The following is a 24,595-nucleotide window of genomic DNA, read 5'->3' on the forward strand; positions in this document are numbered from 1 at the left end:
ACTTACTAGTGCGCGCTATATTCTGCCCCCTGCTCAATAGCGTTTTATTTTAGATTTTACTTAGAGGTGTTAACCACGTGCAGTATTTACCTATCTTTACCAAACTCGACAACAAACCTGTGCTGGTTGTTGGCGGTGGAGAGGTCGCATTACGCAAATGTCGCGCGTTTTTAAAAGCCCGCGCAAATGTAACCTTAGTGGCACCTTGGTTTTGTGATGAACTAAAAGAACATGCACAAAACAATGAAGTAACGCTTATTGATGCCTATTTTGATGAGTCGCACCTTGATGGCAAAATGCTGGTTATAGCAGCCACAGACTTAGACGAAGTAAACAACAATGTATTTGAGCTAGCTAACGCACGCAATGTATTTGTAAATGTGGTTGATGACCAGCCTAAATGTACGTTTATATTCCCATCAATTGTAGACCGTGACCCAATAACCATTGCTATTTCAAGTGCAGGCACCGCGCCAGTACTTGCTCGGCGACTACGTGAAAAGCTTGAAACGTTAATCCCACAACACATTGGCCCACTGGCTACTTTAGTTGGCAGTTTTAGAGACAAAGTAAAACAGCGCTTTAAGCACTTTGCCGATCGTCGCCAATTTTGGGAAGGCGTGTTTGATTCATCAGTAGTAAGCAAAGTGCAAACAGGTAATACCGATGCAGCACAAGCACAACTAGAGCAAATGCTTGATGCCAAAGCCGAGCCAGAAGGCGAAGTGTATGTAGTGGGTGCAGGCCCAGGCGACCCTGAGCTTTTAACACTTAAAGCATTGCAATTAATGCAGCAAGCCGATGTCGTTGTATACGACTATTTAGTGTCTGATGAAATTATGGAATTAGTACGCCGTGATGCCGATTTAGTTTGCGTAGGCAAGCGTATGGGCGATCACAGTGTAGCGCAAGAAGATACCAACCAAATGCTGGTTGATTTTGCCAAGCAAGGCAAAAAAGTATGCCGCATTAAAGGCGGCGACCCATTTATTTACGGCCGTGGTGGCGAAGAAGTACAAGTACTGGCTGCCAATAATGTTAATTATCAAATAGTACCGGGTATAACTGCCGCCGCTGGTTGTAGCGCGTATGCGGGTATTCCGCTTACTCACCGCGACCACGCACAAGCCATCCAGTTTGTAACAGGGCATTGTAAAAAAGATGGCCAGGAGCTCGATTGGCAATCGCTTGCTAAAGCGCATCAAACTTTAGCTATTTATATGGGCGTTATTAAATCGCCACATATACAGGCTCAGCTTTTAAAACATGGCCGCAGCGCTAATACGCCAGTTGCCATAATCGAAAACGGCACGCGTAAAAACCAGCGTGTTGTTACGGGGCAATTAGGTGAGCTTGCAGATTTAATAGAGCGCAACAGTGTGGTATCGCCAGCATTACTTATTATTGGCGAAGTAGCCGCCCTGCACTCGCAGCTTGCATGGTTTGGCCAAAACGAGCAAACCAGTAGCTTTGCTCAGCCGCTAACCGGCGTATCAAATACATAATTATATTTTACTTAATCACTTTTAATCATTTTAGTAGGACGACTAACAATGGCTTTAACTCACCTTCAGCAACTTGAAGCTGAAAGTATCAAAATCATGCGCGAAGTCGCCGCTGAGTTTGAGAACCCAGTAATGCTTTACTCTATTGGTAAAGATTCATCGGTACTTTTGCACTTAGCGCGTAAAGCATTTTACCCTGCAAAAATTCCGTTTCCGTTATTACACGTAGACACCAACTGGAAGTTTCGTGAAATGATTGAGTTTCGCGATCGCCTTGCAAAAGAATACGGTTTTGACCTGCTGGTACACAAAAACCCAGAAGGCATGGCAATGGGCATTAGCCCGTTTGAGCATGGCTCGGGTAAACATACCGACATAATGAAAACCCAAGGCTTAAAGCAAGCGCTAGATAAATACGGCTTTGATGCTGCATTTGGTGGCGCACGCCGCGATGAAGAAAAGTCTCGCGCTAAAGAGCGTGTTTACTCGTTCCGCGATAAACACCACCGTTGGGACCCTAAAAACCAACGCCCAGAGCTTTGGAATACTTACAACAGCCAAGTTAACCCAGGTGAGAGCATTCGTGTATTCCCACTGTCTAACTGGACTGAGCTTGATATTTGGCAATACATTTACCAAGAAAACATTGAAATGGTTCCGCTTTATTTAGCGAAAGAGCGCCCAGTAGTAGAGCGCGACGGGACCTTAATTATGGTTGACGATGAGCGCATGCCACTTGCTGAGGGCGAAGTACCACAAATGAAGTCGGTACGTTTTCGTACTTTAGGCTGTTACCCACTTACCGGGGCAGTTGAATCTACAGCCAGTAACCTAACAGAAATTATTGAAGAAATGCTGCTATCTACGTCATCTGAACGTGAAGGCCGTGTAATAGATCACGACTCAGCAGGCTCAATGGAGAAGAAAAAACGTGAGGGGTATTTCTAATGTCTACCAATACTAACGACACCATTAACGAAGTAAAAGAGATTGGCATAGACGCCTACCTAGCACGCCAACAAGATAAAAGCTTATTGCGTATGCTTACCTGTGGCAGCGTAGATGACGGTAAATCAACACTGATTGGCCGCCTACTGCACGACAGCCACCAAATTTATGAAGATCAGCTAGCTGCTCTTCATAAAGATAACGAAAAAGTAGGTAACGCAGGCGAAGAGCTAGACTTAGCGCTACTAGTAGATGGCCTACAAGCTGAGCGCGAGCAAGGTATTACTATTGACGTAGCGTACCGTTATTTTTCAACGGCTAAGCGTAAATTTATTATTGCCGACACCCCAGGGCATGAGCAATACACACGCAACATGGTAACAGGCGCATCAACAAGCGATGTAGCCATTATTTTGGTTGATGCCCGCTACGGTGTGCAAGTACAAACTAAGCGTCATAGCTTTATTTGTGACTCGCTAGGTATTAAACAGTTTGTGGTCGCGATTAATAAAATGGATATCGTTGATTTTGACGAAACCGTTTATGAAAAAATTAAAGCCGACTACCTTAAATTTGCTGAGCAACTTAACGTATCAAACATTAAGTTTGTGCCTATGTCGGCGCTTAAAGGCGATAACGTAGTAACACGCTCTGCTCATACGCCTTATTACACCGACAAGCCATTGCTTGAGCTTTTAGAAGACTCACCAGCGGCCGAAACCGATACCGGCTTTGAAGCTCGCTTGCCTGTGCAATATGTAGTGCGCCCTAACTTAAACTTCCGTGGTTTTCAGGGCACATTGGCATCAGGTAAATTACAAGTTGGCGATGCAATAAAAGTATTACCGTCGGGTAAAACATCAAGCATTAAAGAAATTGTGACCTTTAATGGCAACCTAGATCACGCAGAGGCCGGCCAAGCAATTACCGTTACCCTAAATAGCGAAATTGATATTAGCCGCGGCGATGTCATTGTGCCGCAAAGCTCAAGTGCAACGGTTACTAACCTTATACAAGCTAAACTTGTGTGGATGCACGAAGAACCGCTGGTACTAGGCAAAAGCTACAACATTAAACTAGGTAGCAAAAATACATCAGCCGTGGTTAAAAAGATTGACCACACTATTGATGTAAACACTTTAGAGCACGGCACAGCCGATTCACTTCAGCTAAACGAAATTGCCATTGTCACGCTTGAACTAAGCGAAACAATATTAGCTGATGAGTATCACAACAACCACGAAACTGGCTCATTTATCCTTATCGACCGTTTATCTAACTTAACGGTTGCCGCAGGTATGATTGAGCAAGTACTAAAAAGCGAAAAACAAAACAGCGATTTCAGCGACTTTGAAATTGAGTTTAATAGCTTAGTACGCAAGCACTTCCCACATTGGCAAGCGCTTGATATTTCAAAACTGTAAGTATAAAAATGTCTGTTAGGAATATAAAAGCATGGTAGAGCAGCTCGTTTTAACAGGCATTATGCTTACCTTAGTTGGGTGCCTTTTTGGCACCCGCATTAATCCAGCATGGTTATTTGTAAGTGCTATTGGTACGGGTTATTTAACAGGCCTGATTGACCTTGAAAGCATGTTAGTAAACTACGCAAACCCGTCGCTCATTACCCTCGTATTATTAGTGCTGGTTTCAATCGCTATTGAAAAAACCACACTCATACAACAGCTTTCCCAATCCTTATCTAAAGGAAGCTTAGTAAAGTCGGTAACAAAGCTTGGTTTATCAACCGCGTTTTTATCGTCATTTACTAACAACACCGCGGTTGTGGCATCGCTTATTACCGCCATAAAAGACAACCCAAATCATTCACCCTCAAAGCTACTATTACCGCTGTCGTACACCGCTATATTAGGCGGCACCATTACACTTATTGGTACATCAACCAATTTAATAGTGAACGGCTTTGCCGTAGATGCAGGTATGGCGCCACTGGGCTTTTTTGATTTTACCTTAGTGGGCATTGGCGCATTAAGTGTGGGCCTCATTACTATTTTAGTGATGCTCAAATACCTGCCCGACAACGGCAAAAACACACAAGAGGTTATTCCCTTTTACTTAGAGGGAAAAGTGCAGGCAGGCTCTAAACTTATTGGCCGCACCGTAGAAGAAAACGGCCTACGCGATTTAAAAGATTTATTCCTCGCCGAAATTATTCGTGGCGATGAGCGTATATACGCAGTAACACCTCAGCAAATTATTAGACAAAACGATGTACTGCTGTTTGTTGGCGATATTAAATCGGTACCCTTATTAAGACGCTTTGACGGATTAAAAGTGGTGCACGACAACCACGAAAAAGACATAGAACACTTAGTTGAAGTGGTTGTGAGCCAATCATCAAAGTTTATTGGCAAAACCGTAAAAGAGGCGCGTTTTAGAGAGCAGTTTCATGCCGCTGTTATTGCCATTCGCCGAGGGCACGATCGCTTACAAGGCGGCCTTGGGCAAGTGCAATTGCAAGCCGGCGACTCCTTAATACTCGCCCCAGGTAAAAACTTTTACTCTTTACCTAATTTAAACCGCGAATTTGTGTATATATCGGGGTTTGATTTACAAACACATCTAAAACCTAAACAATCTAATATTGTATTGGCAGGCTTTGCCGCCGTGTTAGGGTTAAGCATTGTAGGTATAGTTCCTTTAGTAAAAGGCCTGCTGGTGTTACTCATTGGCTTATTGCTTAGCGGTACAGTTAAACTGAGCGAAGTAAAACGTCGCTTTCCCATTGAGCTACTCGCCGTTGTAGGCAGTGCCATAGGCCTTGCTAAATTAATGATAGAAACCGGGCTTGCCGGGCAAATATCAGATGCCCTATTTATGGTACTAGGTGATTTTGGCCCTTATGGCGCGTTTATCGCCATATTTTTAATGACCGTATTATTCACCGAGCTTATTACTAATAATGCCGCAGCAGCGCTTTCATTTCCTGTGGCTTACTCGCTAGCAGTGGGTTTTAATGTAGACCCTCTACCCTTTATTATGGCGGTAGCGTTTGGTGCATCTGCCAGTTTCATATCGCCGTTTGGGTATCAAACAAACCTTATGGTTTACAGCGCGGGTAACTACCGCTTAAAAGATTACATAACAATGGGCTTGCCCCTTTCTATTATTTATTCAATCACGGTATTAACCTTGATCCCGCTCGTATTTCCTTTTTAATACGGGCGCTTACAGTACAAGAGACACACCACTATGGATGAAAATATTGTTTGGCATAACTACGCAACCACAAAAGCACAGCGTAGTGAGCAAAAAAAGCATAAACCGGCCATTTTATGGTTTACCGGTTTTTCTGGCTCTGGCAAAAGCACCGTAGCCAACGCACTAGAAGCTGCGCTTAATCAGCAAGGTGCGCACACTTACCTGCTTGATGGCGACAACGTGCGTCACGGCTTATGTAAAGACCTTGGCTTTAGCGACGAAGACCGCATCGAAAACATACGCCGCGTTGGCGAAACCGCAAAACTAATGACCGATGCCGGCCTATTAGTGCTTACCGCGTTTATCTCGCCATTTAGAGCAGAGCGCGACATGGTGCGCAACCTAGTAGATGACGGCGAGTTTATTGAAGTATTTATAGATACCCCGCTTGATGTATGCGAAAGCCGCGACCCTAAAGGCTTATACAAAAAAGCCCGCGCAGGTGAGATTAAACACTTTACCGGTATCGACTCAAGCTACGAAGTACCCAACAACCCAGAAATAATTTTAGATACCAGTAAAAACACCCTAGACCAATCGGTTACACAACTGATAACGTATCTAAAACAAAAGCATATTATAGGTTAACCCCAATGAACCAAACCGAGCTACTAGAAGAAACCCTCATCCTTGCCCGCAAAGCAGGCCAAGCCATAATGGGGATTTACGAAAAGGACTTTAACGTTGAATACAAAGCCGATGAAAGCCCAGTAACCGACGCCGACTTAGCAGCTCATAAAGTCATTGTGACAGGGCTAAAACAGCTCACGCCCGACACACCTATACTTAGCGAAGAAAGCGCTGATATAAGCTGGGACATTCGTCAAACATGGAAAAGCTACTGGTTAGTAGACCCAATCGACGGCACTAAAGAGTTTATTAAAAAGAACGGCGAATTTACCGTAAATATAGCCCTAATCGAAAACGGCAAACCCGTGCTTGCTGTCGTTGACGCGCCCGCGCTTGGCGTATCCTACTTAGCCAGTAACGATATTGGCGCGTTTAAAGACAAAGGCGATGAGCGTATTGAGCTTAAAGTAACCACCAAACCTAATAAAGGGTTAATCCGCGTTGTTGGCAGTCGCTCGCACCCATCACCCGATTTAGCCGAGTTTGTAAAACGCTTTGACGACGTTGAAATGGTCTCAAAAGGCAGTTCACTAAAATTATGTTTAGTGGCTGAGGGCAGTGCTGATATTTACCCGCGCTTAGGCCCAACCTGTGAGTGGGATACGGGAGCTGGCCATGCTATTGCTGAAATAGCCGGCGCTAAAGTAACCAAGCTCGATGGCAGCCCGCTTATTTATAACACCAAAGATGAGTATTTGAATCCGTATTTTATTGTTTCGGCTTTAGAGGGATAAGAGCAGTTTTGAGTGGTTAGCTATCAGTTGTCAGCAAGATAAGTGATAGTTAATCCAAATCACAGTATTCAATAATTAAGACCCATACTAATTAAGGTCTGGTTCTTATGCACTCTACCCAATTCAAACTCAGGTAGATTTTTTATTCCCGCTTTTATGCCGTCCTTTTCTTCCAAGCTTAATGTTTTAATATGTTCTTTTACTGAATCCGATTTAGCACTACTGTCCAGTGTAAACTCAGCTAGTAACTTATACGCTTTATGGCTCCGTACTTTACAAATAATCTCAATGTATGATTTTGAATATTCATTTAAATAATTCTGCTCCAAACATATAAGCTTTTGGATCGTTATGTATTCAATTAATATCCTTATAGATTCAATACATAAATGTTGAAAATGTATTTCTAAAAATTCTATGATATTGATTTTTTCTGTATGTGACTTGTATTGTTCCAAAAAATCAAAAATTTCAGCTGTTTTTATAACCTCTGAAGAACTTGGAGAATAGCCAAGCATGCTAAGCTGGCGCTTTAATAGCTCATGGTACTTTATTATAATAGTATCTAAGAGATGCTCACTAGAGTTCAAAAGAACTAGCTTGGTCAATATATCCTCAAGTCCCCCATCTTCAGCAACTTTCACTAATAGATTTTCAAAAGCTTCACTCTTAAGTAATAATTCTGTATTTTTTTCACCTTGGGCGCTTAATATACCTAAAGCAAAGTTTTTTCTCCTACTTACCTCCTCTTGACTACTGCCTAGACAAAAACATTTACCAAACCTGCCAAATGATATTGCCCAATTTTCATGAGCTAAAATTTTATGGATTAAGCTATCCATTGAGCTTGGCGAGGGTTCAAAATAGTTTTTAAAAACAACTTGATCTCTAAGCTCTGTTTCAGGAACATTTTCTAATAGGACGCGCTCTAAATAATTTATGCCTTTAATTTTATAGTTCAGCCCCTGCTCTCTGTAACTAGCAGTACTATTAGAGTTGTCTATACCTAGTAAAAATTTAAGTAATAGCTCTAGTGAAAACTGCTCGGGAATTAGCTCCACTTTTTTAATGATTCTTTTGAAGAGCGCTTCTGGTGGTAAAGGAGGTTCAAAAACCTTATCCAAAAGCGATATGCTATCTAATTTTTTATATTCAGAAATTAGAGTATTGAAAGTGTAAGGACTAAACTCTCTCAAAACCATTAGCAGTAGTAAACTATCAAAGCTCACTTCACCTAGAAGTCTATCTTTAGTCCAACAGCTATCTACTCGCCTCATAACTCTTTTAAGTATCCTTATAGAGCCTATCAAGTTACTTGATATTTGGGCTGGTGAATCGCCCCGTGTTTGCCAGAGACTCAATAACTTGAGAAACTGGAACTATGAAAAAATCAAATCGCTATACATCAGAATTTCGTGAACGTGCAATTAGGCTTGTTACCACACAACAGCATGAATACCCTTCTCTTTGGGCTGCGCTAGTATCGATTTCAGATAAACTGGGATGTACCCCAGAAACACTTAGAGCATGGGTCAAGAAATCTCAAGCTCAACCGTCTAAACCCTCTTCTAATACGCAATCAACTGAAGAACGCCTTGCCGTCTTAGAGCGCGAGAATAAAGAGCTCAAGCGAACGAATGATATCCTGAGGCAAGCTGCCGCTTTTTTCGCCCAAGCGGAGCTCGACCGCAAACAGAAGTAATAGCGGATTTTATTGATGCTTGCAGAGAGCATTACGGTGTCGAGTCAATTTGCAAGGAATTGCCGATTGCACCATCAACGTATTATTCTCATAAACAGATACAAAGAGAGCCTGAGCGACTGTCTAACCGCAAAAAGCGTGATGCTGAGCTGATAATACTCATTCGCGAAGTGTGGGAGGATAATATGTCAGTTTATGGTGCAAGAAAAATATGGAAGCAGCTACAGCTTGACGACCATCAAGTCGCCCGCTGTACAGTCGAACGATTGATGCGAGTTATGGGAATTCAAGGTGTTCGTCGGGGTAAAGCACATAAGACAACGATACCTGACGAGCAACAAGATAAGCCACTTGATTTAGTTAATCGTCAATTTACTGCTGAGCAGCCAAATCAACTTTGGGTAGCTGACATCACCTATGTTGCCACATGGAGTGGGTTTGTTTATGTCGCTTTCGTGATAGATGTTTTTTCACGATACATTGTAGGTTGGCGTGTATCAACGACAATGCACACAGAGCTTATTCTTGATGCGTTAGAGCAAGCTATTTGGCATCGTGGCAACCCCGAAGGGTTAATTCACCACAGCGACAGAGGCAGCCAATATTTGTCTATACGATACACTGAGCGACTTGCTGAAGCTGGAATTCAAGCGTCTGTAGGCAGTGTGGGTGACTCTTATGACAATGCATTGGCTGAAACAATAAATGGATTATTTAAAACAGAGATTATTCGCAGAAATGGCCCGTGGAAGAATGTTGATGCTGTTGAATACGCAACGTTAGAGTGGGTCAATTGGTTTAATAATCAACGCTTATTATCTTCAATTGGGTATATTTCACCAGCTCAATATGAAACAGACTACTATGATAATTTAAACGAGTCAGGTAAAGTGGCCTGACTTAAACAAACTGGTCTCCGATGAACTCGGGGCGATTCATGGCTTATAAGTAATAGAGTTAAAACTCAATGGTTCACTTTTTAAAAAGCTTTCGAAACAAACATGACTTGGATTAACCAAGAGTTTCATCTGATTATCAAATACTTTTTTGGTATTGAGTTCAGCCCATTTACATATAAGCTTTGTATGATCGAGTACAGCTATGTTTTCAATATGATCGGCAATCTTACTTAGTACTTCAACTTCCTCTTTTTTACTATTTCCCATAGCTATTATAAAGTTAATATTATTTAAGCCTTTGCCTTTTAGTCTATCTAATAGGGCGGCGATATCATTTAAACGTTTTTCATTTTCGTTTCCAGTACCACGATCAACATCTTGAAGAGTTATAAGTACTTTGTTGCATGTAGTTTCGAGTACATCATTGAGCATTTGAAAACGTGTATCTGAATCAACAGGACCAGTGAGCAGCGTAGACGCAAACTGAAATACACTACCACCAGACTTAAGTGCTTCAGTATAATGCTTGGGTAAGGCACGGAAAGCGCACATATCAATGTACTGGCTTATATCATCAATAATATGACCAAGTAACACATGAGCAACGCTACCACTTTCTGCGCCCCATGTTGATATATCGCTATGTATCCAAACTACGTCTTTTTCAGGAAGCGTTTTTAAATCATTAGCTATGGCATTAACAATGCTACTTTTACCACAGCCAAATGAGCCACATAAAGCAATATGTTGCGCTAAAGGTTGCTGTTGATATTCATCACCACCTTTAAGTAAACGGTTATAAATTCGATCTGCATAAACTTGTAGGTCTGGCTCTAAATCACTTTTATGAACAATAGGCCGATCATCAGCAAACCATTTTTGAAAATCTTTTAAACTATTCAGCTCTGGATTTACTTGAATGGTTACATCTTCTTTTTCAGTAATGATGCTTGGCTGTTTACTTTGCCTATACTCATCAAATAACAAGTAAGCCGCCAATATAAAATAACTAGCAGCTAGGTACATAAAGACATTAAAGGCAGGTGTTGTATCAGCTAGGTTGACTGCAAAAATGATAAAGGTTGCACTAAGAGCAACCAATACAGCAGTAAATATTGGCTTTTTGGTATAAAGCTTTATTTGATAAATCACGGTTATTAGCATGGCAATAAACGTAAGTGCTAGGTATTTTAAGCTCATAAAACTTCGTGCGTATAACGTAGCTTCATCAAGTTTTGATACTGTATTTATTACGTACAAAGCAGTCAGAAGTAATGACACTAATACAGCAATTGTCACCGGCGGATATCGCCAGTTAAACCCAATACTGCGTTTGGGGTGCGATATATAAAACTTATCAAGCAGCAGCTTTATGCCAATTCCCGCTAAAAGTGCGCTGCTGTAATGCAAAACCGGATTCGCATTTAAAATAGCGCCCAAGCTTGAATATGCCTTTTGAACAAAACCGACCTTACTTAAAAATACGGTAATTGTTGCAGCGGTAATTGCGCACAATAAAAGGGAAAGCCAGCGTGTGGCTGTAATAGGGAGAGTTTTAACTTGTGACAACTTAATATCCTTATCAATACGTTACCTTGCCAGTGTATATCAATTGAATATTATTGGATAAGCAAGTTTAAGAAATAAAGTCGCCTCTTGGCTTTACCGCTCGAATGACGCTATGGCGTGTTGGGTTTCGCTTCGCTCTACCCAACCTACAACTGTGCTGGTTGAGGTATTTGTTTATTTTTACAGCGCTGTTTCGTATTCATGACACTTTTGGTGCAACGGCGTCTAATTAATTAGTCTACAAACCCCCTCAAAACATGAAAGTTTTAGCTAAAAACTATATTCTTGCGCGCGATTATTATTTAAATAATGGATGAGCACACACATGACACCATCACAAGATGCAACGCTTTCAAATGCATCAACAACAGGTGAACACACACCTACTTCTAAATGGAATCTGCACGATACGCAGTGGACGTTAAGCCTTTTTGGTACCGCCGTTGGCGCGGGCATTTTATTTTTACCTATTAACATTGGTATAGGTGGTTTTTGGCCGCTTATTATTATGGCGTGTTTAGCCTTTCCAATGACCTTTTTAGCACACCGCGGCTTAGCCCGCTTTGTGTTGTCGTCTAAAAACAAAGATTCAGATTTTACTGATGTTGTTGAAGAGCACTTTGGTGTAACGGCGGGTAGATTAATCTCTTTATTATACTTTTTATCTATATTCCCCATTTTGCTTATTTACGGCGTAGGCTTAACCAATACCGTTGACAGCTTTATGGTTAACCAAATCGGCCTTGAGTCACCTTCTCGCGTGTTGCTTTCGGGTGTATTGGTTGCCGGTATGATTAGCCTAATGATGGGCGGTGAGCGCTTAATGCTGCGCGCGTTCGCTATTTTGGTGTATCCGCTTGTAGGTATTTTATTTTGCTTATCGCTCTATTTAATCCCTAGCTGGCAAATGCCTGATATGAGCCTACCTGAGGCGGGCAGCTTTACAAAAACGCTGTGGTTATCTATTCCTATTATTGTGTTTTCGTTTAGCCATGCGGCGGCTATTTCAAGCTTTGTGAACGTGCAGCGTGGGCATTATGGCAATCAGGCCACTAATAAGGCTGAGGCTATTTTAAAGCGCACTAGCTTACTGCTTATTGTATTTGTACTGCTGTTTGTGTTTTCGTGCGTACTTTCGCTTACTAGCGAGCAAATGGCTGCTGCTAAAGCGGCTAACGTATCGATTTTATCTTACCTTGCTAATATCACCAGTAACTCGTATATAGCGACTCTTGGGCCGCTGGTTGCCTTTATTGCGATTACGTCATCGTTTTTAGGGCACTTTTTAGGTGCACGCGAAAGCTTTACCGGTTTGGTGACTAAGCAAACCAGCTTAAGTGCAAAAGTAGCCGACAAAATTGGCGTACTCATTATGTTTTTTGCTATTTGGTTTTGCGCGGTTAAAAACCCAAGCATTTTAGACATGATGGATCAGCTCTCTGGCCCTATCATTGCGATGATTTTATTTATTATGCCAATGATTGCCGTATACAAAGTGCCTGCGCTGAGTAAATACCGCAACCGTTTAAGTACCTTGTTTGTACTTGCTGTGGGCTCTCTGGCCGTATGCGCGCTTATTTACAGCATGCTTAATTAAGCGAATTGCTATAAATACCCCCACAAAAAATGGCGCTCACTGAGCGCCATTTTTAATACAACTAAATTGCTTTTAAACTAATTTATTCTGCGTCTGGTAGGTTACGACCGTAGAATATTTCCTGCATTTCGCGGGTTAGTTTAGAGCGAATTTCTTCTTCTTCCTCATCCGACAGCTCATCAGTAGATAGGCCGAACAGGTAAGTGTTTAAGTCGGTTTCTTTTAACATCATTTTGGTGTGGAACAGGTTTTCTTGATACACGTTCACGTCCATCATTTGGTACGCTTCTTTGGTATCTTCTGTCATGAAGTTTTGAATCGAGTTAATTGCATGGTCAATGTAGTGTTTAACACCGTTTACGTCGCGGGTAAAACCACGTACGCGGTAGTCAATGGTTACTACGTCTGACTCAAGGCTATGAATTAAGAAGTTTAACGCTTTAAGTGGCGAAATAATGCCACAGGTAGATACTTCAATATCAGCACGGAATGTACAAATACCATCATCAGGGTGCGCTTCTGGGTAGGTATGTACACAAATGTGGCTTTTATCTAGGTGCGCAACAACTGAATCTGGTAATGGGCCTGGCGCTTCGTCAGCATCGTAATTTTGCTGCTCTTCTACCGGCTCTTCCGAAACCAAAATAGTCACACTTGCGCCTTGTGGTTCATAATCTTGGCGCGCCACATTTAAAATGTTAGCACCAATAATATCAACAACATCACCTAGTATGTCGGTTAGTCTATCTGCACTGTACTGCTCGTCGATATATTCAATATATTCTTTACGTTGTTGCTCGGTCTTTGCGTAGCAAATGTCGTAAATACTAAAGCTTAAACTTTTGGTTAAATTATTAAAGCCATGAAGTTTAAGTTTATCGAAGGGTTTGTTCATGATAAACCAACCTATAAATTAGTGAAATCTGCACCTGCAGAATGAAAAGTTCGCGGATTTTATACGAATTTTCCTCACGGAAAAAGCGTTATTTTACCTGTTCTTGCACAACTTCGTGGCTGTGGGTAATTTCTACTGTTTTATCAAGCATTAAAGCAACAGAACAATACTTTTCAGCAGAGAGCGAAACCGCACGCGCAAGGTGTTTTTCCGAGACATTATTGCCTGTAACAACAAAGTGTAAATTAATTTTAGTAAATACACGAGGCGCTGTTTCGGCGCGCTCTGAGCTTAGTTGTACTTGCACATCAGAAAAATCTTGTTTGGCTTTTTTTAAAATACTTACAACATCTACCGACGAGCAACAACCTACCGACATAAGTACCATTTCCATTGGACTTGGTGCAGCGCTGTCGCTGCCGGCATCAAAAACTACATTGTGATTAGAATTAGAACGGCCAATAAAGGTGTCGCCTTCAACCCATTTTACATTTGCTTGCATGTGTTTATCTCTAAAAAAATTTTGTTGATTGTATAACAATCTGCAACGATACGTGAGCGCTGAGATTAAATTTAGTGGTGTTATTAATAAGGCGAGAAGTAATAGAAGCGCAGTCATTAGGTCATACTGCGCTGTGTTAACGGGTAACGTTAAGAGGTTTGTGTTACCGCGTTATCAAATAAGTTTTTAATAAGCCCAGCAAACTCATCTATAAATGCGTGTTGTTCAACCGTAACGGGTTGTGAGGTTATGCTGCTTAGCACTTCTTGTAAGTCGTAAACAATACCGTCTACCTCGCGCACTATTTGGCTGCGTTGTTCGGTATTAAGATTGGTATGTTGTTCACAAATTAGCATAACGTTATGCGCTATTACGTCTTCTATGAGTTCCATAACGGTAGGGGCACCGGGTTTGATTTCGCCTGGCTTCTCAAATAACGCTAAATTTTGAGTTAGATACATGATCAAGTCATCGTACCCTTGCCTGTCTAAAACCATTGTGATTTTCACCTTTGAATAACTAATTGCATAGATTTAAGCAGAAAGCGCCACTAATTACTAGCTTTGCGCGATACCAATACAAAAAAAGCAGCCTAAGCTGCTTTTCTCATTCTTTATAACTATAAATAGAACAGTAATTAATCTATTTTTAAGCCTGGGCTTAGTGTTGCTGGCATCGTCACTTTTTCAAGTTCTACCGATGCAACAGGGTATGCACAGTAGTCGGCTGCATAATATGCGCTTGCTCTGTGATTTCCTGATGCGCCAATACCACCAAATGGGGCTGCACTTGATGCGCCTGTAATTGGGCGATTCCAGTTAACAATACCGGCACGAATACGACGTAAAAAATGATTGTAGTCGGCTTCGCTGTCGCTTAATAAACCTGCTGATAAACCAAAGCTGGTATCGTTTGCTTTATCAATAGCGTGGTCAAAGTCATCAAAGCGGAACACTTTTAATAATGGGCCAAAGTGCTCTTCATCTGGGAAGTCGCTAATTGCTGAACACTCAATAATACCCGGTGTTACAAAACCTGTATTGGCTGTGTGCTCAAGCTCTACTAGTACTTCACCGCCAAGTTCAACAAGCTCGTTTTGTGCTTTTACCATGCCTGCTGCAGCCGCAGATGAGATCATAGAGCCCATAAATGGCTGATCTTCATCATCGTAGTTGCCTACTTTAATAGCTTTAGTTGCAGTGATAAGGCGCGCTAAAATGTCATCGCCTTGCTGGCCTTTAGGTAAAAATACTTTACGAGCACACGTACAACGTTGGCCGCTTGAAATAAACGCCGATTGAATAATATCGTGTACCGCGGCTTTAGTATCTGCCACATCTTTAATAATCAGTGGGTTATTGCCACCCATTTCAAGCGCTAAAATTTTACCCGGTTGACCCGCAAACTGCTCATGTAAAATATGACCAGTACGCGAAGAACCTGTAAAGAATAAACCATCTATGCCTTTATGCGCAGCAAGGGCTTTACCTGTTTCTACTTCACCTTGAACAAGGTTAATTACACCGGCAGGTAAACCGGCTTTTTCCCATAGTTTAAGCGTAAGCTCAGCAACCATTGGCGTAAGCTCTGATGGCTTAAATACCACGGTGTTACCGGCTAAAAGCGCTGGCACAATGTGGCCATTAGGTAAGTGCCCAGGGAAGTTATATGGGCCAAATACGGCAACTACACCATGTGGTTTATGACGGATCATCGCACGCCCTACTGGCATAGCGTTTTCAACGTCGCCAGTGCGCTCTAAAAATGCTTTTTCAGAAATGGCAATTTTACCTACCATTGCGCCCGCTTCTGTACGCGTTTCCCACAGTGGCTTGCCGGTTTCTTGGGCAATCGCAACAGCAAGTTCTTCGCTGTGCTCTTTAAGTGTTGCTGCAAAGGTTTTAACTATCTCTAGGCGCTCGTTAAAGCTTTTATCTGCCCAGCTGTAAAATGCTTCGCGCGCCGAATTTACCGCGCTATCTACTTGCTCTGCAGTCGCTGAAGATGCCTGCCAAATAACGTCGTTATTTGCAGGGTTTACTGAATTAAATGCGTTGCCTTGGCCTTGTGACCACTGACCATTAATAAATTGTGCAGGATGAGTCATTATACTTTCTCCTTAATTAAACTGGGGTTGCGCTTACGGTGCCGCCCGATTGTAGCTGTAGGGCATCGGCTATTTGTTGCGATAAAATAAGGCTGCTTGCACGCTCATCAAAGCTAAGCGCTGCAACCGTTGCACGGTAATCTTCTAACTTGCCGTTAGCAAGCAGTACCATGGTATCGCCCGATGCTTCGCCTATTTCTACTTTAAAGTCTTTTGCATTACGAATAGTGGCAATGTTATCTACTTTTGCTTCTACTGTAGGGCCCGCATCAAAAATATCGACGTAACCGTTGAAGGTAAATCCTTCATTTTTTAATAGCTCGATAGCTGGGCGTGTGTTGTCGTGTACTTTACCAATCACCGCTTGAGCGTCTTTGCTCAGCAAGTTTACGTAAATTGGGTACTTTGGCATTAGTTCAGCAATAAACACTTTTTGGCCTATACCTGTTAGGTAATCGGCGGTAGGAAAGTCCATTGAGAAAAAGTGCTCTTCTAGCCACTGCCAAAACGGGCTGCTGCCGTTTTCGTCAGACACGCCGCGCATTTCTGCTATTACTGTTTGTGCAAAACGCTGCTCATGTTGTTTTATAAACATAAAGCGCGCTTTTGAAAGAAGTTTACCGTTACAATTTTTACGATAGCCATCTTTCAAAAATAAGGTACATAGTTCTGTCGCGCCGGTGTAGTCGTTACATAGGGTTAAAATATCAACCGCTTTGTATACATCTAACGTGCGTGATGAGTGAATTACTTTACTTAAGTGGTAATGATAAAACGCATCATCAAGCCCTACTGCAGCTTCAATAGCTGAAGTACCGACTACTTCACCGGTTTCGGTATCTTCAAGAACAAACAGGTAGCCTTCGTCACCAGGTTGTGACGTTTGTTTAGCAAATGAACTTACAGAATGGTCAATTTTCTTTTGCAGTAACTCTTCGTTTAACGGCAAAGATGTAAAACCATGACCCGATTCGTGGGCAATTTTTAATAACGCTGCGTAATCATTTTGCTGGATTGGGCGAAGGATCATCATGAGTCCGCTTGCTCCCTTATCAATAACGGTAAATAGAATATGCAGGGCAAGCAGGCTTGCCCTTAATAAGGTGGTTTAACGCGCTTAAGCGTTTACTACGCTTGCTACTGCTTTTTCAAAACGCGCCATACCTTCGCGAATATCCGCTTCGGTGATTACTAACGATGGCGTAAAGCGTACTACATCAGCACCCGCTACAAGCGACATAAGCCCTTGCTCGGTAGCTGCTACTAAAAACTCTTTAGCACGGCCTTTGTATTGCTCGTTAACGGCTGCACCAATTAATAAACCTTGGCCACGAATTTCGCTAAACACGTTGTACTTTTCGTTTACCGCGTTAAGAAGCTCGTTAAATAATGCTGCTTTTTCTTTTACGCCCGCCAGTACTTCAGGGGTATTTACAGTATCAAATGCGGCTTCAGCTACTGCACACGCCAGAGGGTTACCACCGTAAGTAGAACCATGAGTCCCTACTTTTAAGTGCTGTGCAATCTCAGTAGTCGTTAGCATAGCGCCAATAGGGAAACCGCCGCCAAGTGCTTTAGCTGACGTTAAAATATCAGGCACTACGTTTAAACCTTGGTATGCGTATAGCTCACCAGTACGGCCAACACCTGTTTGTACTTCATCAAAAATAAGCAGTGCATTGTGTTTAGTACATAGCTCACGAACGCCTTGTGCAAATTCGTCAGTTGGCGAAATAATACCGCCCTCACCTTGCAGTGGCTCCATCATTACGGCACATGTTTTGTCGCTAATTAGCGCTTCGAATGCAGCTAGGTCATTGTAATCACAATGTACGATGTCGCCTGGCTTAGGACCAAAACCATCTGAGTATGCAGCTTGACCGCCTACGGTTACGGTAAAGAACGTACGACCGTGAAAACCTTTGTTAAATGAGATAATTTGTGATTTTTCAGCACCAAATTTATCAAGTGCAAAACGACGAGCTAATTTAAGTGCAGCTTCGTTTGCTTCTGCGCCTGAGTTTGCAAAGTAAACTTTTTCAGCAAAGGTCGCATCGACCATTTTTTTAGCTAAACGCAGCGCAGGCTCGTTAGTCATTACGTTTGATAGGTGCCAAATTTTTTCGCCTTGCTCTTTTAATGCACCTACTAATGCAGGATGGCAATGGCCAAGACAGTTAACAGCAATACCACCGGCAAAGTCGATAAATTCTTTACCTTGTTGATCCCATACGCGAGAGCCTTCGCCTCGAACAGGAATAACGCTTGAAGGCGCGTAGTTAGGAACCATTACGTGATCAAATAATTCGCGATTGACTGTCATTTTTTTTCCTCTTAATTGTGAGCAACACAAAACATCAAAATAGGTGTTTGGTTATAAATGTAACCAAGATATTTACGCACTAAATAGCAAAAGGTTGAGCGTAAAACTGCCTTGTGGTTCAATTTTCAGGCGCTCATTATTTCAGATATTTGTGGTGCTGTCTCGTTAAAAACTTTCATGCAGGCCTTTAAAATAAAGGCCTTGGGATATTATTTCATAGATAGTGAATAACTATCTGCATAGAAAATAAATGCCATTTTTTAATACTTATGCGCCTGCGCAGTGAGTCGCGCCTTACATTAAGTGCTTAAAGCGAGGTGTGCTTGGGGAGATGTTAATGAATGAATAGTCGCAAAAAAATTAACAAAAAATTCAATAGTTAATGAAAATTTGCCGCCACCAACGGCAATTTACCGATATAAGGACCAGCGAGTAAGCTGCTTTTTAGTCAATTTGAATAGCAAGGTTGGTAAAATTGCTTGTTTCGAGGGCTTTTAGCTCATTTTTAGTGAATTGGTGATACGAAAACCATGCCTGCATTTCATCTTGTTCAATAAGTTGGTGCTGTTTTAGATTTAAATACTGCGAATAGCATCGCGCTTTAAGCATGACTTCACTCATAGGGAAAACATCACTACTTTGCTCAATACCATGAACAAGTTGCGCCATAACATGATTAAACGGCAAAAACTTAAAAGCCATTTTTCGTATAACTTTAGCACTTAACTCAAGCGACTTATTACTTAACAACGTGGTTAAAAATAAGGGATCTGGCTTTAGCTCCATCAATGCCGTGTGTAAATCTTTTTGCTGTGCTTCGCGTGCTATTTGCACTTTGCGTTGCCATACCTGTTCAAAGGTTTTTAAGTACAAACGCACTAAGGCAATACGCCCAACATCTATAAGCATGCCCAGTGTAAACGCATGTACGGGGTTTACATCGTTAAGCTCTGCAATTTTTTGCGCCGCAATTGCATTAGCCATGGCGGCATCGCGCAGGCGGCGTTTTAATAATGGAAATGGCTCTGTGCTGTGTGGCATCCAATGGCGCATAGCAAAAGTAGGAATTACCAATTGTAAGTTATCAAGGCCAATATAGCGCAGTGCAAGTGCGGGGCTGTCTACTTTAACTGAGGTACTTTTGCTGCGCTGCTTTCGGTAGTAAGGCAGGTTTACCAATGACACTAATTCGCGGCCAAGCCAACTAGAATCATTTACCAATGGCTCTAAACGCCCAACACTTGCCGACTTAACCGCCAGTATATCTAGCATGGTAGCAACGTTATCTTCTATGCCTATGGTGTTTTGAATAACAGCATCCATATCTTCTAATTGCTTAAATATGGCTGTTTCTATTACTTTATGAAGTTGTTTGCTCGCTTGTGCTCGGTACTTATGATGCGCGGTGCTACTTTGCTGACGTTTATGCTGTGCGGCAACTTCTACTTCTAATAAAGTGCGTTGCTTCATTGGTTCGCCATAATCAATTTCCAGCGTATGAATAAAGCCAATTTGTTGATGTGCAAAACTATGGCCAAGCAGCAAGTCGTGAGCACGCTGGTCAAGCATTGAGGCTATTCGCTTTTGCGACGCAAGTTCAGTCATAAAGTCCATTCAGTATAAGTATTACCATTCGGTGGTTACTGTAAGGTTAGAAGCGAGATAAAAAGTTAGCAAGCAATTCGAGCCCTTGAGTTGTTAAAATAGCCTCGGGATGAAATTGCACGCCTTCAAGAGCAAGCTCTGTGTGAAGTAGCCCCATAATTTCGTCAAACTCACCTTGCTCGGTTTGGCTCCATGCGGTAATGGCTAATTCACTCGGTAAACTGTGTTTTTCGACCACCAGCGAGTGATAACGACACACAGTAAGCGGGTTTTCTAAACCGGTAAATACCCCTTTATTATTATGAACAATAGGTGAGGTTTTACCATGCATGACTTGCTTAGCACGTATAACCTTGCCCCCTAGCGCTTGCGCTATAGTTTGATGCCCTAAGCAAATACCCAAAATAGGGTAAATGCCTTTTAGCTGCTCAACGACATTGAGTGACACACCCGCTTCGTTTGGCGTACATGGCCCCGGAGAAATAACAATATGCTTGGGGTTAAGTTGCTTAATTTGCGCAACAGATATTTCGTCATTACGCTTTACCAGCACCTCTTGGTTTAAGCGCTGAAAGTATTGTACTAGGTTATAAGTAAACGAATCGTAGTTGTCGATCATCAACAGCATTACACAACGACCTTATTTAATAATGTAGTGCTCTTTGCTCACATGTGTGGCTTGTAAAATGAGCGATAGAAGCTTTTATAGGGCCATTCTATCACTAATAATTACCCAACATACATTAGCAAAACGCCTTAAAAACTTACGCCTTTAGCTAAAAGTGCTTCAAATTCGTTTGCTGGTATTGGCCGGCTTAACAAGTACCCTTGAATTAGGTCGCAGTTATACTCTTTTAGTTTTTCAAGTTGGGCATGCTCTTCTACGCCTTCGGCGATAATATCGAGCCCTAAGTTTTTAGCTAATTGGCAAATACTCAATACTAAAGCCTGATCGCGTGTGTCTGTGGCCATATTGCGCACAAACGACTGATCTATTTTTAATTTATTAACCGGAAAACGCTGTAAGTAACCCAGCGACGAATAGCCCGTACCAAAGTCATCAATTGATAAGCTAATACCCAGTGCACTCAGCGCCTGCAGTACTGAAATACCAAACGCTTCATCGTCCATAATGGCGGTTTCGGTAATTTCTAGCTCAATTAAATGCGCGGGCACGTTAAAGTGCGCCAACCGCTGTTTTATGCTTTGCACAAAGTCTTGCTGTGTAAATTGCCTTGCCGATATATTAATAGCCAAGCGGATATTTAAGTTTTGCTGATGCCACTTTTTAGCTTGGGCAAAGGCACTATCAAGTATCCATTCGCCTAATGGCAATATAAACCCGCTGTGCTCGGCAATAGGAATAAACTGCGCCGGAGAGACAAATTTCCCATCATCAAACCACCTAATTAAACATTCGCAGCTGTTTATGGTTTGCGATTTAAGGTGCATTTTAGGCTGAAAATAAAGCTCAAACTGCTGCTTTTCAATCGCGGTATCAAGGCGCCGAGCAATATGCAGCTGTTGGGCGTGCTTAACTCCGCTTTCGGTATCAAAATGAGCGTAGGGAATATTACGTTTTACCGCCTCTTCTAAGGCAATATTGGCGTGCAGTAGAAGCGTTTTATAGTCATTACTAGTTGGGTAGCGTGTTACACCGCAGTTAAAGCTCATGCGCATTTCACCGTACGGTGTGCTGATAGCCTGGCTTAAACGGCTTTGTACGCCTTTGAGTAAGTCATCTAGGGTTGTTGAGCAATCTTGCTCGGTATAAATAACCACAAAGTTTGCATCGGCAATGTGGTAGAAGGTCAGTTTGTTTTTGCTTTTTAATTGCTGAGAAAATTTATTAGCGCTGTGCGATAAGTGCATAGCAAAGGCATTTATACACTCGTTAGCGCCCGATAAACCATATTGCTCAAGCAATAGCTTAAAGTGGCTTACATCAATCAGCATTAAACTAAAAGGCTGCTCAAGCGAAATTAGCTCATTGGTGTATGTTTCTAAACTGGCTTGGTTTGGCAACTTTGAATACGGGTGATGAAAGGCTAAATACTCTAATGAGCGCTCTGCCTCAAATTGCTCTGTTACATCGCGTATGTGTATATCAAAGGCATCTATTTCTTGCAGCCAATGTACTTGGTAAGTGAGGTAATGGTTATCTAGCTGTGTATAAAAACGCTCAACATGACTAGCCGACTGTTTAGTGTCTATTAGTTGCTGCTTTATATTAGGGCTTAGTAATGCAATGGGCGTGCTATGTTTATCGCTTACGTACGCTTTATGCATAGCAATAGCGGCAGGGTTACAGTAGTTAAGCTCAAGGTTGGCGCTTAAACTCACAATTGGGTTAGGGTTGCGCGTTGGAAATAGCGCTAAACGTTCGTTACGGGTACTAAGTTTTATAAATTTAGATGCGTAACGCCCTGTATAAATGCTTACCAGCACTATGGCAAACGTAAACAAAAACACAATATTGACTGTGGTGTGCAGGTTGCTTTCGGTGTCTTTGTAGCCGCTATCAACCGCATTTGAAATAACCGTTTCTGCATTTGTTAAGTGCCCCATCACTTGGGCTTGCAGTTCGGTGAGTTGCTCTAGTTGTTCTCTGGCTAAATCCCAACTAGTGCTGCTGCTTGATAGGTTTTCGTGTAATTTAAGTGCTAAGTCTAAACCACTTTTAAATTCATCACTTAAGCTGCTTTCTAGCGCTAATGTGCTGTGGTTTTGATCTAGGTTTTTTATTAGCGCAAGTATACGTACATGGTTTTCTAAAAAGTCGATTAAATAAAGTTCACGCTTACTCGTTGCGTAATACTCATATAATAAGCGCTCTTGCTTTACTAGGTAGGTTTCGATTAAACGAATATCGCGCAGCGCCGGAATTTGTTGTTCCATTAAGGTCGATGAGGTGCGCTTAATGGTTTCTGCCTGATAATAAACCATCGCAGACAGTACACAGCCTACCAGCACAATACCGATATAAAACTGCTTAGCTTTACTGGCAAATTTATTAGTGAATATTTTCATATAAACGCTTGATCTGACCCTAAAATATTAACAACTCATTTTAAAGCGTAATTATATACGATTAATAAAAGCACTATTGTTTATATTTGGTTATAAAAAAGGGTGCGCAAACGTTAATCAGGCGGGCATAAAAAAGAAAGAGGCCGGCGAGGATGCCGGCCTTAATGATACCAATCCGCAATAATACTTAATCATTTTCAGGGGCTAAACGTGTCGCTATCTACGTTAAAAAATTCTCATTTAGAGCAACTAAATAGCGAATTTTTTGCCTTGCTATCAACACGCTTTTCCATCCTCAAAATAGATCACTTAATTATGCGGATTGGTATAATTTATTGTACAGAAATAACAACTTTACCCATAGCTTGGCCACTTGCTAAGCGGTCATGCGCTTTAGCTGCTTCTTCTAAACTAAAGTCTTGCTCATCAAGTACTGGGCGCATACCACCTGCTTCAACAATTTGTGCAAGTTTAGTAAGTTTGTCGCCGTGGTCTTGACGGTTAAAGTCGTGGATCATTGGAATAAGCATAAAGATTACGTTTAACGATAACCCTTTAAAGTGTACAGGGCTTAAATCTACTTCTAATAAAGAAAGCGTTGTAGATACCTGTGCATTTAGCTTTGCTGCAGCAAATGAGTTAGTCAGGTTACCACCACCTACGGTGTCAAATACCATGTCAAAACCAACGTTGCTTGTGTGTTTTTCAACGTACTGCTCTACGGTTTCGTCTTTAAAGTTTATGCCTGTAGCGCCAAAGCTTTCTATTAGTGCTAGTTGCTCTGCGTTACCGCCAGTTGAGTAAACATCAGCGCCAAAATGCTTAGCTAGTTGTACTGCTAAATGGCCTACACCACCTGCGCCGCCGTGTACTAATACTTTTTGGCCTGCACTTACACTTGCACGTGTTAAGCCTTCAAGTGCTGTAATACCTACAAGTGGAATAGCGGCTGCTTCTTTCATGCTTAGATTTTTAGGTTTGTGAGCGATTAAGCGCTTATCAGCAAGAATAAACTCAGCAAGTGCACCTGGTAAATCGCCTAGGCCACCAGCACAACCATATACTTCATCACCTACTGCAAAGTCTGTTACGCCTTCGCCAACAGCTTCAACGGTGCCTGCAAAGTCCATCCCTAAAATGCCTGGTAGTTTTGGAGCAAAGGGTAAGTCAGCACCCATTTGACGAATCATCATATCAATTGTATTTACGCTTGTTGCGGCAATACGAACTAACACATTACCTGCTGTTACTTGTGGTTTTGCAACCTCAGCTGCTACAAACTCTTCAGTGCCACCAAAATTATTAATTGTCATTGCTTTCATGGGTA

20 protein-coding genes and 1 other annotated feature are annotated in these 24,595 nt (G+C 41.9%); of the genes, 8 read left to right on the forward strand and 12 right to left on the reverse strand.

The genetic code is table 11. From position 1 onward, the window contains the following. The first annotated feature begins 77 nt into the window (after positions 1-77). From cysG to cysQ, 6 genes are read left to right on the forward strand one after another with little or no spacing between them, the layout of a single operon-like run. The gene (cysG, locus tag SJY38_RS13560; protein ID WP_024032043.1) at positions 78-1,505 is read left to right on the forward strand and encodes a siroheme synthase CysG; all 1,428 of its coding nucleotides are present in this window, start codon (positions 78-80) and stop codon (positions 1,503-1,505) included. 48 nt (positions 1,506-1,553) lie between these two features. Beyond that, positions 1,554-2,453, forward strand: a complete 900-nt coding sequence (cysD, locus tag SJY38_RS13565; RefSeq protein ID WP_004588199.1) for a sulfate adenylyltransferase subunit CysD — start codon at positions 1,554-1,556, stop codon at positions 2,451-2,453. After that, on the forward strand, positions 2,453-3,877 hold the full coding sequence (gene cysN / locus SJY38_RS13570) for a sulfate adenylyltransferase subunit CysN (RefSeq protein ID WP_024032042.1): 1,425 nt from the start codon (positions 2,453-2,455) through the stop codon (positions 3,875-3,877). Before cysD ends, cysN begins: the two co-directional genes overlap by 1 nt. 31 nt (positions 3,878-3,908) lie before the next feature. Then, positions 3,909-5,633 (forward strand): SLC13 family permease, encoded by a 1,725-nt coding sequence (locus SJY38_RS13575; protein ID WP_004588197.1) that lies wholly within the window; start codon positions 3,909-3,911, stop codon positions 5,631-5,633. Positions 5,634-5,666: 33 nt separating this feature from the next. Further along, a complete protein-coding gene (gene cysC, locus SJY38_RS13580) occupies positions 5,667-6,263 on the forward strand; it encodes an adenylyl-sulfate kinase (protein WP_055255187.1) in 597 nt (198 codons plus the stop codon). Between the two features lie 5 nt (positions 6,264-6,268). Beyond that, the gene (gene cysQ, locus SJY38_RS13585) at positions 6,269-7,039 is read left to right on the forward strand and encodes a 3'(2'),5'-bisphosphate nucleotidase CysQ (RefSeq protein ID WP_029774142.1); all 771 of its coding nucleotides are present in this window, start codon (positions 6,269-6,271) and stop codon (positions 7,037-7,039) included. A gap of 68 nt (positions 7,040-7,107) precedes the next feature. Here the strand turns inward: cysQ and SJY38_RS13590 are convergent, their stop codons facing one another. After that, positions 7,108-8,268 carry a hypothetical protein gene (locus tag SJY38_RS13590; RefSeq protein ID WP_377109973.1) on the reverse strand — a complete coding sequence of 387 codons (1,161 nt, stop codon included), beginning with the start codon at positions 8,266-8,268 and terminating at the stop codon, positions 7,108-7,110. A 152-nt stretch (positions 8,269-8,420) separates the two neighbouring features. Between SJY38_RS13590 and SJY38_RS13595 the strand changes: the two genes are divergently transcribed. After that, a protein-coding gene (locus SJY38_RS13595) for an IS3 family transposase (protein ID WP_232510977.1) occupies positions 8,421-9,640 on the forward strand; the annotation gives its coding sequence in 2 pieces (ribosomal slippage) (positions 8,421-8,709 and positions 8,709-9,640; 1,221 coding nt in all). Further along, positions 8,699-8,815, forward strand: a sequence feature (AL1L pseudoknot). (Overlaps the previous gene by 117 nt.) Positions 9,641-9,676: 36 nt before the next feature. Here SJY38_RS13595 and SJY38_RS13600 read toward each other — a convergent pair. Next, the gene (locus SJY38_RS13600) at positions 9,677-11,209 is read right to left on the reverse strand and encodes a hypothetical protein (protein ID WP_377109974.1); all 1,533 of its coding nucleotides are present in this window, start codon (positions 11,207-11,209) and stop codon (positions 9,677-9,679) included. Between the two features lie 325 nt (positions 11,210-11,534). Here SJY38_RS13600 and SJY38_RS13605 point away from each other — a divergent pair, with 325 nt between their 5' ends. Further along, a complete protein-coding gene (locus tag SJY38_RS13605) occupies positions 11,535-12,806 on the forward strand; it encodes an aromatic amino acid transport family protein (RefSeq protein ID WP_286742075.1) in 1,272 nt (423 codons plus the stop codon). Positions 12,807-12,888: 82 nt separating this feature from the next. Here the strand turns inward: SJY38_RS13605 and speD are convergent, their stop codons facing one another. From speD to SJY38_RS13655, 10 genes are all read right to left on the reverse strand, one after another. Continuing rightward, complete coding sequence (gene speD, locus SJY38_RS13610; RefSeq protein WP_004588193.1) at positions 12,889-13,701, reverse strand: adenosylmethionine decarboxylase; 813 nt, start codon at positions 13,699-13,701, stop codon at positions 12,889-12,891. Between the two features lie 88 nt (positions 13,702-13,789). Continuing rightward, positions 13,790-14,203 (reverse strand): OsmC family protein, encoded by a 414-nt coding sequence (locus SJY38_RS13615; RefSeq protein WP_004588192.1) that lies wholly within the window; start codon positions 14,201-14,203, stop codon positions 13,790-13,792. Positions 14,204-14,352: 149 nt separating this feature from the next. After that, positions 14,353-14,700 carry a DUF3802 family protein gene (locus SJY38_RS13620; protein ID WP_004588191.1) on the reverse strand — a complete coding sequence of 116 codons (348 nt, stop codon included), beginning with the start codon at positions 14,698-14,700 and terminating at the stop codon, positions 14,353-14,355. 140 nt (positions 14,701-14,840) lie between these two features. Next, entirely contained in the window at positions 14,841-16,310 is a 1,470-nt protein-coding gene (gene astD, locus SJY38_RS13625; RefSeq protein WP_029774138.1) for a succinylglutamate-semialdehyde dehydrogenase, read from the reverse strand. Between the two features lie 16 nt (positions 16,311-16,326). Next, a complete protein-coding gene (gene astA, locus SJY38_RS13630; protein WP_377109975.1) occupies positions 16,327-17,343 on the reverse strand; it encodes an arginine N-succinyltransferase in 1,017 nt (338 codons plus the stop codon). 84 nt (positions 17,344-17,427) lie between these two features. Next, entirely contained in the window at positions 17,428-18,633 is a 1,206-nt protein-coding gene (locus SJY38_RS13635) for an aspartate aminotransferase family protein (RefSeq protein ID WP_004588188.1), read from the reverse strand. A 444-nt stretch (positions 18,634-19,077) separates the two neighbouring features. Beyond that, positions 19,078-20,238 (reverse strand): HDOD domain-containing protein, encoded by a 1,161-nt coding sequence (locus tag SJY38_RS13640; RefSeq protein ID WP_138685754.1) that lies wholly within the window; start codon positions 20,236-20,238, stop codon positions 19,078-19,080. A 46-nt stretch (positions 20,239-20,284) separates the two neighbouring features. Next, positions 20,285-20,866, reverse strand: a complete 582-nt coding sequence (locus SJY38_RS13645) for an aminodeoxychorismate/anthranilate synthase component II (protein WP_004588186.1) — start codon at positions 20,864-20,866, stop codon at positions 20,285-20,287. Between the two features lie 128 nt (positions 20,867-20,994). Further along, positions 20,995-23,268 (reverse strand): putative bifunctional diguanylate cyclase/phosphodiesterase, encoded by a 2,274-nt coding sequence (locus tag SJY38_RS13650; RefSeq protein WP_377109976.1) that lies wholly within the window; start codon positions 23,266-23,268, stop codon positions 20,995-20,997. 332 nt (positions 23,269-23,600) lie between these two features. Further along, positions 23,601-24,590 (reverse strand): zinc-dependent alcohol dehydrogenase family protein, encoded by a 990-nt coding sequence (locus SJY38_RS13655; protein ID WP_054983394.1) that lies wholly within the window; start codon positions 24,588-24,590, stop codon positions 23,601-23,603. Positions 24,591-24,595: the final 5 nt, after the last annotated feature.

Origin of the sequence: Pseudoalteromonas sp. R86517 (assembly GCF_042466295.1) — a bacterium.
Lineage (GTDB): Bacteria > Pseudomonadota > Gammaproteobacteria > Enterobacterales > Alteromonadaceae > Pseudoalteromonas > Pseudoalteromonas atlantica.